Raw genomic sequence first — 15,236 nt, 5'->3', positions numbered from 1 at the left:
CGACTACTCGCTGCGGGCGGTCTCCGGACCGGTGATGCGTTCCAGCAGCGGCAGGGTCGAGGCGATGACACCGAGGCAGGCCACCAACCCGACGACGACGATCACGTAGAAGCCGGGCTGCGGCGCGACGAGCGTGTAGTCCATCTGCGCCCGCAGGAACAGGTGGGCGGCGAGCAGGCCCATGCCGATGGCGACGGCGGCGACGGCGAGCATCGGTACGGCGCTCTCCAGCGCCACCACCCGACGCAGGACCCGCACCGGCGCGCCGCTGAGACGCAGCAGGCTGAACGGGCGTCGGCGTTCGGTGAGACCACCGATGACGCTGACCGCGAGGCTGCACCCGCCGAGCGCGAGGCTGGCGATGATGATGACGTTGGCCAGTTGTTCCCAGCCGCGCAGCGTGTTCGCGAAGTCCGACTCGAAGTCGCCGGGTACATTCGCCCCCGTCCAGAAGGTCGGGAAGGCGGCCTCCAGCACCGTGCGAGTGCGCTCGATGACGGCGGCGGAACCGTCCGTGTCGACGACGACCGACATCACCGGGAGCTGTTGAAGATCGCCGAGTGGGACCGACGCGGAGGGCCAGACCCTGGCGGACGACGCCGACTCCCGGAAGGGAACGAAGCCCGTGGCCACCTGGGCGACGGTGGCGCCCTCGGCACACCGGCCGTACGCGCTCGGGATGTCGGTGCACGCGATCAGGCCGGGCTCGATGGCGTTCATCCGGTCCGGGTTCTCGCGCACCGCGGTCGCGGCACGCACGCCGTTGATCGAGCGCAGCTCGGTGAAGAGCGTGTCGGGTGCGGCCGGCGCATCATCGGGAAGGTAGAGAGACACCTGTCCCGCCTCGGTCGAGCCGATCGGCGCCGGGCCGCGGTTGGCGATGATCGTGGTGATCACGCCCACGGCGACGCTCGTCACGAAGAGCGCGAGCATGATGCCGCTGATCGCCCGGAAGCCGGCCTTCGGGTTGTCGGCGAGGCGTCGCGCGGCGATGAGCGTGGCGGGGCGGCTGGCGTACCGGGCCATGACCCGGGCGCCGACCATCGTCAGCCACGGTCCGGCGAGGACCAGGCCGGCCATGACGAGCAGAAGGGCGGGTAGGAACACCGCGGCCTGGCCATCGGATGTCGGGGGCCGGAACCCGATGGCGAAGAACAGCACGGCGACGCCGAGCACCATCGGGATCAGCCGGTACGCGCGCGGTGCGCGGGGGGTGACCCGCCGGGTGACGCCCAGCGGCGAGATCCGTACCCGGCGCAGCGAGACCTGGGCAGCCACCGCCGCGCCGGCCGGGACGCCGAGCGCCACGAGCAGGACGTTCAGCACGCCCAGGGACATGTCGTTGGGGTAGAACGGCATGCCGGTGAACGGGATGCTCGCGAGCGGGTCGCGGAAGGCGTAGAACAGCCCGAAGCCGACGGCGGTGCCGGCGATGGCGGCGGCGGCCGCCTCCACCGCGGCGACCATCGCGATCTGCCGGGGTGTGGCGCCGACCAGGCGCATCGCGGCGAAACGCTGCTCCCGGCGGGCGGCACTGAGACGGGTGGCGGTGCCGATGAAGATCAGTACCGGGAAGAGCAACCCGCCGGCGATGACGCCCAGGATGAGGTTCACCGTGGTCTCGGGGAGGGCGGGGGTGTCGCCGACGCTGGTGACCTGCTTCGCGGCGGGCAGCTTGGCGACCTGGTCGGGGGTGCCGCCCGCGATGACCAGCAGGGTGTCCGGCGAGGTCAGCGCGGCCGGGCCAACGGTGCCGAGGTCACGCCCCGGGAAGCGGTCGCCCAGTTGGTCGGCCGGGTGCGCGGCCAGCAGGTCCCGCAACGCGGGCGAGGCGTAGAATTCGCCTGGACCCGGAATGGTCGGGACACCGACCGGGGTGGGCGCGCTCGGACCGGTCGCGGCGACGTCGATCCGGATGATCTGCTTGGCGTGGAAGTAGTCCTGCCGGGTCGACCACCACAGCGGGTCGGTGCCGCCGGTTGAGGCGTTGGGATACATCGACGCGTACCGGGTGAGCTGGGAGTTGACCGCGTTGACCCCGGCGAGGGTGGTCAGCAGCAGCCCGCTGCCGATCGCGACGGCGGCGGCGATGACGACCAGGCGGGTGAGCGCCTCACGGCCGCCGGCCACAGCGAGGCGGAGCGCGAAGCGGATCATGAGGCGATCCGGTCCGGCGCGTTCACGCGCCCGTCGCGGACCATGACCTCGCGGTCGGCGTACGCCGCGATCCTCGGCTCGTGGGTCACCAGGATGACCGTGGTGCCCTGCTCGCGGGCGGCGCCGACCAGCAGGTCCATGACCTGCTCGCCGGTGAGCGAGTCGAGCGCGCCGGTCGGCTCGTCGGCGAAGAGCACCTGCGGCTCGGCGACCAGGCCGCGGGCCAGGGCCACGCGTTGCGCCTGCCCGCCGGAGAGCTCACCCGAGCGCCGCTGCTCCAGGCCGTCCAGGCCGAGGCGCGCGAACCAGTCGTACGCCTTCGGCAGCGCCTGCTTTCGGCGTACGCCGCTGAGCAGCAGTGGCAGCGCGACGTTCTCCACCGCGGTCAGCTCGGGGACGAGTTGACCGAACTGGAACACGAAACCGAACCGGTCCCGGCGCAGGCTGCTGCGCTCGGTCTCGGCCATGGCGTGCACCCCGGTCCCGTCGAAGAGGATCTCACCGGAGTCGGGCACCAGGATGCCGGCCAGGCAGTGCAACAGGGTGGACTTGCCCGAGCCGCTGGGGCCCATGACGGCGAGGATCTCGCCCGCCTCCACGGCGACGCTGGCGCCGCGCAGGGCGGGGGTCTGACCGAAGGAGAACTCCACGTCGCGCGCTTCGATCACGACGCTCACGGCCGCACCTCTTTCCGCAGGGCGTCCAGTCGGGCGCCGGTCATCTCGATCCACCGGAGGTCCGCCTCCAGGTGGTAGAGGCCGTGGTCGGCCAGCAGAGCGTCGACCAGGCCGCCGGCGCGCTTGATCTCGGTGAGCTCCCGCATCCGGTGCAGGTGCGCGCTGCGCTGGGTGTCGAGGTATTCGGCGGCCGGCCGGTCCAGCATCAGCGCGAGCACGACCTTGGCGAAGAGGACCGTCTGCAGGTGCGGTTCCGGGTCGACCGGTTGGGTCAGCCACTGCTCGACCTCGGTCGCGCCGACGTCGGTGATGATGTAGCGCTTGCGGTCGGGGCCGGCGCCGGGGGCGACGTCGCTGATCACCACCTTGCCGTCGCGGGCCAGTCGGCTGAGGGTGGAATAGACCTGGCCGAACGGCAGTGGCTTGCCCCGGCCGAAGAAGGCGTCGTAGTCGCGCTTCAGGTCGTAACCGTGGCTGGGCTCCCGTTCGAGGAGGCCGAGAAGGGTCAGTGGCACGCTCATGCCAGCAGACTACACCGAGGGTATACCTCGCGTATATACCCTCGGTGTGTTCGTGGGGAACGCCTGGTCCAGACGTTGGTGTCGATGGAGACGGTGCGGTGTGGCGGGAGCGCGCTCAGGCGGTCAGGGCTCGGGCCAGGGCGTAGCCGGCGCTGGCCGCGGCGAGCCCGGCGGCCACGCTGCCCACCACGTTGGCCAGCGCGAGGAGCCGCTGGCCACCCCGGGCCAGCCGAAGCGTCTCGTAGCTGAAGGTGGAGTAGGTGGTCAGGGCCCCGCAGAACCCGGTGCCGACCAACGCGCTGGCCGCCGGGCCGGCCGGCCACCCGACCAGGACGCCGAGCAGCAGCGACCCGGCCACGTTGACGACCAAGGTGCCCCAGGGGAACGGCGAGCCGTGCCGAGATTGCACGGCCCGGTCGGTCAGGTAGCGCAGCGGCGCGCCGACGGCCGCGCCCAGGGCGATGAGCAGGACGGTCATCGGGTCGCCCGCCGCAGCAGCCCGGCGGTGACGGCGTCGCCCAAGGCGACCGCGACGAGCGCCCCGAGCACCGTCGCGGCGAGGTACGCCAGCGCGGTGCCCGGTGCGCCCACGACGAACGCCTGCTGGACGTCGACCGCGTAGGTGGAGAAGGTGGTGAACCCGCCGAGCACCCCGACTCCGAGGAACGGGCGAGCCAGCGGGTGCCCGCCGCCGAGGTGCCCGAGCACCGCCATCAGCACGCCGATCAGCAGGCAACCGGACGTGTTGATGGCGAACGTGGCCCACGGGAAGCCGGTCGGGGGGTGTGGAACGGCGTGTTGCAGGCCGGCCCGGGCCAGCGCGCCGAGCACCCCGCCGGCCGCGATCGCGGCGAGAACCGTCGCGGGGCGCGCGGTCAGCTCGCGGCGGTCGGCGGGGACGCGCAGGTCGACGTCGGGGTCGGTACGCGGCTCGAACGGCTCTGGCACGGCTCCTCAGCGTAGTGCCGGCGCCCGCGGTGTCACCGCGCTGCCGGCGACAGCGGCCTGAGCGCGCTGCCGCCGCCAGCGGGGTCACCGCACTGCCAGGCGCAAGTGGCGCCGGCCACTAACGGGGACGGCGGGGTCAGCGCACTGCCGCGACGGCGGCGTCCGGGCCGCCTCGCCAGATCGTGCCGACCTCGCTGAATCCGGCCGCCGTGAGGGCGGCCAGGTGCCAGGAGACCGGCGGGTTCCACTCGGGGCTGTGCCCGGCCGGGTAGATCGCGTGTCGCTGGGCGACCAGCGGGGCGAGCGCCGGGTCGGCGCCGGCCCGCTCCCACCAGTCCGACCAGGACAGCACCGAGCCGGCGGCGTACCGGGCGTTGCGCCGGTCCCGGGCCCGGTCCATCAGCCGCTTGGTCAGCTCCGGCAGGGTGTCGTCGACCATGTGATCCGCGTTGACGAAGACGCCGCCTGGTCGCAGCACGTCGCGCAGTTCGGCGTAGAGCTGCCCGAGCCGGTCGGCCGGCAGCCAGTGCAGGGCGGTGGCGGTGAGCACGGCGTCGTACTCCTGGTGGGGGAGGGTGGAGCGCCACTCGGGGGTGCCTAGGTCGGCCGTGATGATGGTGGCCCGGTCGGCCAGCGAGGCGTCGGCGATGGCGAGCAGCGCCGGGTCGAGGTCGACCACTGTCGTCTCCGCGGCGGGGAAGCGGGCCAGCGTCCGCAGCGAGATGGTGCCGGTGCCGCCGGCCAGGTCGAGCACGCGCGGCGGTCGGCCGTCGAGGACCGCGTCGACGGTGTCGAGCATTGCGGTGAACCGGTGTTCCCGGTCCGGGAGGTAGGCCTCCTGCTGACGGTCCCAGCTTTCCTGCCAGGCCCAGGGATCCACGATGTAAGGACTCATGATGATCAGGCTAGTTACGGCACGAGCTTACTGTCCAGACCTTGTTGCACATCTTTTGCAATTACGGGACGATGGCAGGGCGATGATCAGAGAGGCGCCGGGCCGGGCTTCCGCCCGGCCCGGCGTCGCCCCTCCGGGCCGGGTCAGACCGTGGTGTCCACCAGGCTCGCGTCGGCCCGCGCCGGTTCGTCGCGGCGGGCCAGCCGCAGCGCGCCGAGGAGTACGCCCAGACCGATGAGGGTCAGTGCGGCGCCGGCCCAGATCGGCGAGGTGTAGCCGAGTCCGGCGGCGATGGTCACCCCGCCGATCCACGCGCCCAACGCGTTGCCGAGGTTGAACGCGGCGATGTTCGCCCCGGACGCCAGGGTCGGCGCCTGATGGGCGTACCGCATGATCCGCATCTGCAGCGGCGGCACGGTGGCGAAGCCGAACCCACCCATCAGCACCAGCGCGACGATGGTCAGCACCGGGTTCGTGGCGGTCAGGGCGAAGCCGACGAGCACCACGGTGAGCACCGCCAGGACGGTGACCAGAGTGCGCGACAGTGACCTGTCGGCCGCCCGGCCGCCGAGCAGGTTGCCCGCGAAGAGCCCCACTCCGAAGAGGACGAGCAGCCACGGCACGGTGCTGGTGGCGAAGCCGCTGACCTCGGTGAGCGTGTAGGCGATGTAGGTGAACGCGCCGAACATCCCGCCGAAGCCCAGGACGGTGATCACCAGGGAGAGCCAGACCTGCGGGTGGGTGAAGGCCCGCAACTCGCCGCGCAGCCCGCCGGCCGGACGGTCGGCGGCGGCGGTGTCGCCCCCCGGGATGAGCAGGGCCAGCCCGACCAGGGCGACCACCCCGATGGCGGTGATCGCCCAGAACGTCGACCGCCAGCCGAAGTGCTGCCCGAGGAAGGTGCCGAACGGCACGCCGAGCACGTTGGCGATGGTCAGGCCGGCGAACATCATGGCGATGGCGCCCGCCCGGCGGGCCGGTGCGACCAGGCCGGCGGCGACCACGGCGCCGATGCCGAAGAACGCGCCGTGGCAGAGCGCGGCGACGATCCGGCCGACCATCATCACGGCGTAGTCGCCGGCGACGGCGGAGAGCAGGTTGCCGATGATGAAGAGCACCATCAGGCCGAGCAGCACGGGTTTGCGCGGCAGGCGGGTGACCGCCGCGGTGAGGGCGACCCCGCCGACGGCCACGCTGAGCGCGTAGCCGGAGATCAGCCAGCCGGCCACCGGCTCGGTGACCGCGAAGTCGGCGGCCACCTCGGGCAACAACCCCATGATCACGAACTCGGTGAGCCCGATGCCGAAGGCGCCGATGGCCAGCGCGATCAGGCCGGGCGGCAGGGACTTGTGGCGTACGGACATGGTCTTCCCATCCGGAGGGGGCAGATATGCGGCGCGTGCAACTACACGCGGAAGCAACGAAATACTTGCACGCGCGTTATATCGGCGCAAGCGTGGTAGCCTGGGGACCGTTCAGATCACACCCAGGAGGCCGGCATTGGGCATCGCCGACGACGCGGTCGAGATCCGCGCGCAGGGCTGGCGCACCCTCGCCGCCCTGCACGGGCTGATCGAGACGTCCCTGGAGCGGGCCCTACAGGCCGGCCACGACCTCTCCGTCGTCGAATACACGGTGCTCGACGCGCTCTCCCGTCAGGACGGTTGGCACATACGGATGAGCCAGCTCGCCCGCGCCGCCGCGCTCTCCGGCAGCGCCACCACCCGGCTGGTCACCCGCCTCGAACAGCGGGGGCTGCTCACCCGCATCCTCTGCGCCGACGACCGGCGCGGCATCTACACCGAGCTGACCCCGGCCGGCTCCGAGGTGCTCGCCCAGACCCGACCCACCCACGACCGGGTGCTCTCCGACGCGCTCGCCCAGGCCGAGGCAACCCCCGAGCTGGCGCCGCTGGTCGACGCCCTGCACCGGCTGCCGGCCGCCCGCTGACCACCCGCCGGCCCGGGCGACGGCGGGCGTACGGTACCCGCAGCCCCACCGGGACCGCCGCGCCAAGGAGGCAGCCGATGCAGGACCGCACCCCTCGTCCGGAGGAGCTGGAGCCGATCGAGCGCGCCGGCATCGACGAACTGCGCGCCCTGCAACGCGACCGACTGCGCTGGTCGTTGCGGCACGCGTACGACAACGTGCCGCACTACCGGCGGGCGTTCGACGCCGCCGGCGTGCACCCCGACGACTGCCGGGACCTCCACGACCTGGCGCGCTTCCCGTTCACCGGCAAGGCGGAGCTGCGGGAGAACTACCCGTTCGGCATGTTCGCCGTACCCCGGGAGCGGGTCGCCCGCCTGCACGCCTCCTCCGGCACCACCGGCCGGCCGACAGTGGTCGGCTACACCCGCGACGACCTGCGTACCTGGGCGCGCCTGATGGCCCGGTCGATCCGCGCGTCCGGCGGCCGTCCCGGCGACCGGGTGCACGTCGCGTACGGCTATGGGCTCTTCACCGGCGGCCTGGGCGCGCACTACGGCGCCGAGGAGCTGGGCTGCACGGTCATCCCGGTCTCCGGTGGCATGACCGAGCGCCAGGTCATGCTGATCCGCGACTTCGAGCCCGAGGTCATCATGGTCACGCCCAGCTACCTGCTGGCCATCGTCGACGAGATGCGCCGCCAGGGCATCGACCCGCGCGCCACCTCACTGCAAGTGGGCATCTTCGGCGCCGAGCCGTGGACCGAGGACATGCGCCGGGAGATCGAGCAGCAACTGGACATCCACGCCGTCGACATCTACGGGCTCTCCGAGGTGATGGGTCCCGGCGTGGCGACCGAGTGCGTCGAGACCAAGGACGGGCTGCACCTCTGGGAGGACCACTTCTACCCGGAGATCATCGACCCGGTCACCGGGGCCGTGCTGCCCGACGGTGAGCGGGGTGAGCTGGTGTTGACCTCCCTGACCAAGGAGGCGATGCCGGTCGTGCGCTACCGCACCCGCGACCTGACCCGGCTGCTGCCCGGCACCGCCCGGCCGATGCGCCGGATCGAAAAGATCACCGGCCGGACCGACGACATGATGATCCTGCGTGGGGTGAACATCTTCCCCACCCAGATCGAGGAGCTGATCCTGCGCACCCCGCAGCTGTCGCCGCACTTCCAGTGCGTCCTCGATCGGCACGGCCGGCTGGACACCCTGACGGTGCGGGTGGAGCGGCGGGCCGACGTCGACGTGGACGCCGCCGAGCGGGCCGGAGGCACGCTCGTTGCGCTGGTGAAGAACACCATCGGCGTCAGCGTGGCGGTCGACGTCCTCGCCCCGGACACGGTGGAACGGTCGATGGGCAAGATGCGCCGCATCGTCGACCAGCGGCCCACCTCGACGGCGTCGTCGACATAGGATCCTGCCCATGCGCGTCCTGGTGGTCTCCGCCCCGCTCGTCGGGCACGTCTTCCCGCTGGTGCCGCTCGCGGTCGCGCTCCGCGACGCCGGCCACGACGTGTTGGTGGCCACCGGCGGTGGTGGTCTGGCCGCCGCCGACGCCGGTCTGCCGGTGCACGACATCGCGCCGGGCTTCGACTTCGGCCGGATCGCGCTGCGGGTCTTTCCCCGCCATCCGCTGATCGCGCGGGCCGAGCTGGCCGGCACCGCCGGCACCCGGGGCGCCGGCCTGCTGTTCGGCGCGCTCAACGACCAGCTCACCGACCCGGTGGTCGCGCTGGCCACCCGGTGGCGGCCGGATCTGGTGCTCCACGAGCCGTTCGCGGTCGCCGGTGCGGTGGCCGCCGCGCGGCTCGACGTGCCGGCCGTACGCCAGGAGAACGCCCTCTTCGACGGCCGGGACCTGGTCCGCGCCACCGTCGCCCGGCTCGGCGCCGCGCTGCGCCGGCACGGCCTCACCGAGCTGCCCGCGCCGGCCGCCGCCCTCGCCGTGGCCCCGCCCAGCGTCGCCACCCAGGGCGGTTGGCCGATGCGCTACACGTCCTACGTGGGCGGCGGCGAGCTGCCGGCCTGGCTGCGCGAACCGGGTGAGCGCCCCCGGATCCTGGTCACCCGCAGCACCCTCACCGGCCCCGGCGACCGGGGGCCGATGCCCGCCGTGGTGGCCGCCGCCGCCGAGGTGGACGCCGAGATCGTGCTGGTCCGCCCCGACGAGCGGTCGGCCCGTTCGTTGCCCGGCAACGTGCGGGTGGTCGACTGGATCCCGCTCGACGAGGCGTTGCCGGCGAGCGCGGCGCTGGTGCACCACGGCGGTGCGGGCAGCGCCTTCGGCGCCCTCGCCGCCGGCCTGCCCCAGCTGGCCACCACGGGCCCGGGGGACCGGCGGCACAACGCCGAGCTGGTGGCCCGCCGGGGCGCCGGCCTGGCACTGCGCCCCCGGGACATCACCGCGCGGGCACTGACCCAGCTGCTCACCGACGAGCGGCTGCGTACCGCTGCCGGGCAGGTCAGCCGCGAGATCGCCGCGATGCCGCCACCCGCCGACCTCGTCGCGCGGCTGACGGAACTGGTCTGACACCCACCCCGCGTGGCCACACCGGACGGATCGCTGACTGCGGCAGGATGACCGGATGCGACACGTCGTGCTGTTCCACCCCGTCTACGGGCTGCGGCCCGCCGTGCGCGCTGCCGCCGACCGGTTGCGCGCCGCCGGGCACCAGGTCAGCACCCCCGACCTGTACGGCGTCCCGGCCACCGACACCGTCGAGGAGGGGTTCGCGCTGCTCGACAAGATCGGCCAGGAGGTGGTGCTGGACCGGGCCCGCGACGCGCTGCGCGACCTGCCACCGGAGACGGTGCTCGCCGGCTTCTCGATGGGCGCCGGGGTGGCCGGGGCGCTGCTGGCCGAACGCCCCGACGCCGCCGGCCTGCTCCTGCTGCACGGCACCGGCGGCGCCCCGGACGCGGTCCGACCCGGGTTGCCGGTGCAGCTGCACCTCGCCGACCCCGATCCGTACGACGCGCCGGACGAGGTCGACGAGTGGCAGCAGGAGCTGACCGACGCCGACGCCGACGTGACGGTCTTCCGCTATCCCGGCGCGGGGCACCTGTTCACCGACCCGGACGTGCCCGAGTTCTCCCCGGACGCCACCGCGGAGGCCTGGCCGCGCGTGCTGGCCTTCCTGGCCGCCCGCTGAATGCCGACTCAGCGGCGGCCAGTGGGGTCGACGCCGCGGCGTCGGTGTGCGCTCGGCTGGCCCGCCATGTCGAGCTGCCGAGGAGCGGTATACCTCAGAGGCATGAATATTCCTCTGAGGTATACCGCTTGATGCCGCATCCGCAACGACGGAGGTGACCGACGGTGATCGTCCGGGCCACTCCATCGGTCCACAGGACTTCGTTCAGCGGACGGTGGTGCCGATGCGCGGGGGCGTGGCGGTGCCGTGCACCCGCTTGGCGTGGCTGGCGAAGAGCCGCGGCGCGATGATCGGCATGAGCAGCCGGGCCGGCAGCGGGGCGTGCGCCAGCACCGCCTTGACCACCTCCGGGTCGCCCTCGTACATGGCCAGGCCGAAGGCCAACGGGAGCTGCTTCTTCGGGGACTTGCTCATGCCGTGCTCGCCGAGCTGCATCCACTCCCGGGCGGTGACGTGCCGTTGCGCCAGCGGCAGGATCTCGCTCTCCTCCAGGACCATGTGCTCGATCAGCGCGGCGCGTAGCTGCTCCAGGGCGTCCCCGAGTTGCTCACCGCCGCGTGCGGTGCGGCGCCACTGGGGGAGGAGGGCGACCACCGCCGCGTGGGCGTCCTCGATGGCGTGGTGCTGCGCCTCCATGGTGGGGACGATCGCCGCCGCCTCCGCGCCGCCGCGCTCCAGCAGCCGGGGCCACAGCAGCAGGTCCTCGCCCTCGTGGTGCACGTGCAGGATGTGGCAGAGCATCTCGGCGTGGGCGCCGACGACCTCCGCGCGCGTGGCGTCGCCGGGTGTGACGTCGCGGACGAGCTGCGGCAGCAGGCTGAACTCGCGACGGAGGGCCGAGTGCGCCATGTACATGTCGCGTACGTCGGCCATGGCTTCGCGGTGGTTCTGGTTCACGGTGACCTTTCCGAGGGATCAACTGGCACAGATCTGTTGATCATGCTCGGTGTCACTTGGAACCGGCTTGGAATCCACCAACCGTGCCGGTCAGCCGGCCAGGGCCGACGTCGCCTCGGCCAGCCAGTGCGGCGACCCCCACCGGCGGGCCACCCGTGCGGCGAGGGTGAAGTGCCGGGTCGCCTCCTCGCTGCGGCCCACCAGCCGGAACAGCTCCCCGAGCGTCAGCGCGACCGGCCGCACCACGGCCGCGGTGGTGGAGAATCCGGCCAGTTGGTCAGATACCGGGAGCAGCGCGTCGATCACGGGCTGGGCCAGGTCCCGTCGACCCAGCGCCACGATGACCATCCCGCGGACGGTGAGCAGGGCCGACTCGAAGTAGTCCGGGCGGTAGGTGTGGCGCCCGATCGGCATTCCCCGCGCCTCGTCGAGGCGTCCGCTTCCGATCAGCGCCAGGGCCAGCAGGTCGTCCACGATCGGGCCCAACGACTCCCGTATCCGCCGGGTCGCCTCCAGGTGCTCACCGAACCGCCCCTGGCTGATCAGCAGGGTGCCGGCGGAGAAGTAGTGGAAGGCCTCGGCGTGCAGCGAACCCTGCCGCCGCATCTGCACCGCGACCTGGTCGTAGTGCCGCCGCGCGGCGGCGAAGTCGCCGGCGATGTGCGCGAGGGCGCCCAGCGAGCACAGGTTGATCGTCTGCGCCTCGTTCAGCTGATACGTCTCGGCCAGCCACCCCTGCCGGGCGACGCTGAGGCGCAGTTCGTCCGGCTCGTTGAGCGCGGCAGCGGAGTGGCCCAGCGCCTGCTCGGCGACCGAACGGTAGGTCACCAGCCCGTGCTCGTCGGCGAGGTCACGCAGCTCAAGGGCGAAGGTCCGACGGTCGGGCGCCTCCCGCTCGTAGCTCATGGTGCGCAACCGCGCGGCCAGCCCGAGGGCGCGCAGCTCGGGGTCGTCCAGCCGGCGCGAGAGGGCCAGCGCCTCCCGTCCGGCCGCCACGCCTCGCGGGTCGGACTCCCCGTCCAACTCGGTGGCCAGCGCCTCCAGCAGCCGGCAGCGGGCGACCGGGCCCAGGTCGTCGGCGCGCAGCAGCCGGGTGAGCAACTCGACGACCCGGTGGTCCACCACGCCGTACTCGTGGGTCAGCCACGGGGTGGGCACGGTCCACGCGGTGAACGCCGCGACCAGCAGGTCGTCGCGGCCGGACTCCGCGGCGACGTCGATCGCCCGGGCCCGGGTCTGCCGGGCGGCGGCCACCGCCCCGGCCCGCGCCTGGGCGCGCAACAGCCGTCCGAGCAGGTCGACCCGGAGCGCGTCGCGGTCCCCGGCGACCGTGGCGGCGGCCTCGACAGCATTGCTGAGCAGCTCGATCGATGCGTCGTACGCGTACCGCCGCTCGGCCAGTTCGGCGGCCCGGATGGCGTAGTCGACGGCGAGCGGTGCGGTGTCGGCCGACGCGGCGCGGGCGTACTGGTGGGCCAGTGCCGGGTAGTCGTCGGGCCGCAGCCGGCGGGTGGCGGCGGCGATCCGGGCGTGCAGGCGGGTGCGGCGCAGCTGCGGCAGGTCGGTGTAGATGGTGTCGCAGACCAGGCCGTGCACGAACCGCACCCGCCCGGGCGCCGGTTCGGTGAGCAGCCCGGCGGTGAGCCCGGCTTCCAGCGCGCCCAGGACGGTGGCCTCGTCCGTGCCGGCGGCGTCGACGAGCGTGCGGACGTCGGCCTCCCGCCCGACCGCCGCGGTGAGGCGCAGCACCGAGAGGGCCGTCGTCGGCAGGCGGGAGAGTCGTCGGCGCAGCACGTCGCGTACGCCCTCGGGCACGTCGGAGGTGGCCACGAGCGTGCCCTCGGCGGCGAGTAGCCGTGCCGACTCCCGGACGTAGAACGGGTTGCCGCCGGTCCGCTCGGCCAACGCGGCGACCGTGTCCGGGTCGACGGTGGTCCGGGCCAGCGCGCCGAGCAGCCGTTCGACCTCGGACGCGGTCAGCCCGCCCAACGGGATCCGGTGGGGCGACCGGCGGGCCAGGACCGCCATCGTGTCGGCGAGCCGCTCGGCGTTGTCGGCGGGTCGCAGCGCCGCGACGAACAGGACGGTGCCGGCGGTCATCTCGGTGACGCTCTGCAACAGGAGCAACGTCTCGGCGTCGGCGGCGTGCAGGTCGTCGAGGATCACGGCGACCGGTCTGCGGGCCGCGGCGGCGTCCAACCAGGCGCCGACGGCGCGGTGCAGCCGGAACCGGCCGGCGGTGACGTCGCCACCGGGCTCGCCGTCGGCCCCGCCGAGCAGCGGGGCGAGCGCGGGTGCGAGATCGCCCGGCGGTACCTGCTCGGCGAGTTGCCGCAACGCCTCCACCCAGGCCCAGGCCGGCGGGGCGCCCTCGACCTCGGGGCAGCGGCCGACGGTGACCAGCCAGCCGTGGGCGGTGAGCCCCTCCCGGAAGCGGGTGAGCAGGCTCGTCTTGCCGGCCCCGGCCTCACCGCTGAGCAGCGCGACGCGCGGCCCGCCCGCCACCGCCTCGGCGGCTGCCTGCCGCAGCGCCTCCAGCTCGGCCTCCCGGCCGACGAAGACCTCCTCGGACACCTGCCGCCGGGCGCGTACCGCTGTCGCCGCCACGGGTGGCAGCAGGTCGAGCCGCTGGCCCAGGATGGCGGCCTCCACCTCGACCAGCGCCGGACCCGGGTCCAGTCCGAGCTGGTCCGCCAGGGTCGCCCGCGCCCGGCGCAACGCGGCGAGCGCGTCACCCTGCCGGCCGGTACGCCACAACGCCAGCGCCAGCAGCCGCCAACTCTCCTCCCGCAGCGGCGCCTGCCGGGTCAACAGTTCCGCCTCCGGCACCGCCTCGGCCGCGTCGCCGCAGCGCACCGTCACGTCGAGCAGCAGCTCCCGGGCGCCGAGCCGGAGCTCCTCCAGCCGCAGCACCTCCGGCTGCGCCCACGGCTCACCGGCGAACTCGGCGTACGCCCGACCGCGCCACAGCTCGAGCCCGCCGCTCAGCAGCTGACGTGCCCGGCCCGGGTCGGCGGGGCCGACCGTACGTGCCTCGGCGAGCAGCGCCTCGAACCGGCCGGCGTCGACGGCGTCGGCGGGCAGCCGCAGCGCGTAGCCCGGTGGCGCGGTGACCAGGACCCGGGCCGGCGCCCGGGGTTCGCGGGCCGGCTCCAGCAGGCGGCGCAGATGCGAGACGTACGCCTGGAGGGACGCGATCGCCCGTGGCGGCGGGTCACCCCGCCACAGATCCTCGATCATCTGACCGACGGAGACGACCTCGCCACGGGCCGCGAGCAGGAGCGCGAGCACAGCGCGTTGACGGGGGCCGCCGAGCTCGACCGGCCCGCCTGTGTCGACCTCGACCTCAAGCGGCCCGAGCACCCGTAGCAGCATGACAAGACCAATCCTAGTCAGGCTGGTGGGCGGCCCACCCGCTCCCGCCGGACCCCGGGGCACCCGGCGAGAATGCGGCGTGGAGTTTCTCTGTTACCACCGTGACCGCCCCGGTTCGACGGCGTTGCGCGACGAGCTGTTGCCCGAGCACTGGTCGTACATGGACCGGTACGCGGCGGAGATGATCGCCCGGGGCCCGACCTTCATCGGCGACACGCCCACCGGCAGCCTGCACATCGTCGACGTGCCCGACCCGGCCGCCGCGCGGGCATTCGCCTTCGAGGAGCCGAACTACCAGGCCGGCGCGTACCGGGACGTGCTGCTGCGCCGATGGCACAACACGCTGGGCCGCACCATGTGGGACTTCCCCGGCGGCCGGACCGGCGGCAACCGCTATCTGGTGCTCGGCCTCGGCGCCGGGCAGGCCGCCGACCTGGCCGTGCCGCCCGACCCGGACGAGCTGATCGCGTACGGGCCCCTGCTGGCCGACGACGGCGTCACCTGGCTCGGCACCGCCGCGCTGATCCGGGCGCCGAACCCGGACGCGGCGCGCGCGATCCTGAGGGCGGACCGGTACGCCGACATTGAGGTGCACAACTGGCAGTTCGGCGGCCGACCGTCCTGAGCTGCCCTGATCGCCTCGATCACTTGATGCTCAGTAGTCGTCGAGGGGTCAG

General features: G+C 73.4%; 14 protein-coding genes. 5 read left to right on the top strand and 9 right to left on the bottom strand.

Features of this window, described 5'->3' with window-relative positions:
* Positions 1-3 precede the first annotated feature (3 nt).
* From ACIBD9_RS21880 to ACIBD9_RS21850, 7 genes are all read right to left on the bottom strand, one after another.
* Positions 4-2,157 carry an FtsX-like permease family protein gene (locus ACIBD9_RS21880; RefSeq protein ID WP_396720244.1) on the bottom strand — a complete coding sequence of 718 codons (2,154 nt, stop codon included), beginning with the start codon at positions 2,155-2,157 and terminating at the stop codon, positions 4-6.
* A complete protein-coding gene (locus tag ACIBD9_RS21875; protein ID WP_396720242.1) occupies positions 2,154-2,834 on the bottom strand; it encodes an ABC transporter ATP-binding protein in 681 nt (226 codons plus the stop codon). Before ACIBD9_RS21875 ends, ACIBD9_RS21880 begins: the two co-directional genes overlap by 4 nt.
* A complete protein-coding gene (locus ACIBD9_RS21870; protein WP_396720240.1) occupies positions 2,831-3,355 on the bottom strand; it encodes a PadR family transcriptional regulator in 525 nt (174 codons plus the stop codon). The genes ACIBD9_RS21875 and ACIBD9_RS21870 overlap by 4 nt, the downstream gene beginning before the upstream one ends.
* 115 nt (positions 3,356-3,470) lie before the next feature.
* Positions 3,471-3,833: a fluoride efflux transporter CrcB gene (gene crcB, locus ACIBD9_RS21865; RefSeq protein WP_396720238.1), complete on the bottom strand. Its 363-nt coding sequence runs from the start codon at positions 3,831-3,833 to the stop codon at positions 3,471-3,473.
* Complete coding sequence (locus ACIBD9_RS21860; RefSeq protein ID WP_396720236.1) at positions 3,830-4,303, bottom strand: fluoride efflux transporter FluC; 474 nt, start codon at positions 4,301-4,303, stop codon at positions 3,830-3,832. The genes crcB and ACIBD9_RS21860 overlap by 4 nt, the downstream gene beginning before the upstream one ends.
* 136 nt (positions 4,304-4,439) lie before the next feature.
* A complete protein-coding gene (locus tag ACIBD9_RS21855) occupies positions 4,440-5,198 on the bottom strand; it encodes a class I SAM-dependent methyltransferase (protein WP_396720234.1) in 759 nt (252 codons plus the stop codon).
* Positions 5,199-5,341: 143 nt separating this feature from the next.
* The gene (locus ACIBD9_RS21850; protein ID WP_396720232.1) at positions 5,342-6,562 is read right to left on the bottom strand and encodes an MFS transporter; all 1,221 of its coding nucleotides are present in this window, start codon (positions 6,560-6,562) and stop codon (positions 5,342-5,344) included.
* A 136-nt stretch (positions 6,563-6,698) separates the two neighbouring features.
* Between ACIBD9_RS21850 and ACIBD9_RS21845 the strand changes: the two genes are divergently transcribed.
* The 4 genes from ACIBD9_RS21845 to ACIBD9_RS21830 all read left to right on the top strand — a co-directional run bounded on the left by ACIBD9_RS21845 (position 6,699) and on the right by ACIBD9_RS21830 (position 10,287).
* Entirely contained in the window at positions 6,699-7,148 is a 450-nt protein-coding gene (locus tag ACIBD9_RS21845; protein WP_396720230.1) for a MarR family winged helix-turn-helix transcriptional regulator, read from the top strand.
* Between the two features lie 77 nt (positions 7,149-7,225).
* On the top strand, positions 7,226-8,548 hold the full coding sequence (gene paaK / locus ACIBD9_RS21840) for a phenylacetate--CoA ligase PaaK (protein WP_396720228.1): 1,323 nt from the start codon (positions 7,226-7,228) through the stop codon (positions 8,546-8,548).
* A 10-nt stretch (positions 8,549-8,558) separates the two neighbouring features.
* The gene (locus ACIBD9_RS21835) at positions 8,559-9,665 is read left to right on the top strand and encodes a nucleotide disphospho-sugar-binding domain-containing protein (RefSeq protein WP_396720226.1); all 1,107 of its coding nucleotides are present in this window, start codon (positions 8,559-8,561) and stop codon (positions 9,663-9,665) included.
* A gap of 55 nt (positions 9,666-9,720) precedes the next feature.
* Complete coding sequence (locus tag ACIBD9_RS21830; protein WP_396720224.1) at positions 9,721-10,287, top strand: dienelactone hydrolase family protein; 567 nt, start codon at positions 9,721-9,723, stop codon at positions 10,285-10,287.
* A 204-nt stretch (positions 10,288-10,491) separates the two neighbouring features.
* Here ACIBD9_RS21830 and ACIBD9_RS21825 read toward each other — a convergent pair whose 3' ends face one another.
* Both ACIBD9_RS21825 and ACIBD9_RS21820 read right to left on the bottom strand, forming a co-directional pair.
* Positions 10,492-11,184, bottom strand: coding sequence for a hemerythrin domain-containing protein (locus tag ACIBD9_RS21825; RefSeq protein WP_396720222.1), 693 nt, complete (start codon positions 11,182-11,184; stop codon positions 10,492-10,494).
* A gap of 90 nt (positions 11,185-11,274) precedes the next feature.
* The gene (locus ACIBD9_RS21820; RefSeq protein ID WP_396720220.1) at positions 11,275-14,559 is read right to left on the bottom strand and encodes a BTAD domain-containing putative transcriptional regulator; all 3,285 of its coding nucleotides are present in this window, start codon (positions 14,557-14,559) and stop codon (positions 11,275-11,277) included.
* Positions 14,560-14,638: 79 nt separating this feature from the next.
* Here ACIBD9_RS21820 and ACIBD9_RS21815 point away from each other — a divergent pair, with 79 nt between their 5' ends.
* Positions 14,639-15,184, top strand: coding sequence for a YciI family protein (locus tag ACIBD9_RS21815; RefSeq protein ID WP_396720218.1), 546 nt, complete (start codon positions 14,639-14,641; stop codon positions 15,182-15,184).
* The last annotated feature ends 52 nt before the right edge of the window (positions 15,185-15,236 follow it).

It is taken from the genome of Micromonospora sp. NPDC050784 (assembly GCF_044456765.1).
GTDB lineage: Bacteria > Actinomycetota > Actinomycetes > Mycobacteriales > Micromonosporaceae > Micromonospora > Micromonospora foliorum.
Note: the sequence above shows the minus strand (reverse complement) of the source record. Positions and strands in the feature narration are given on the sequence as shown.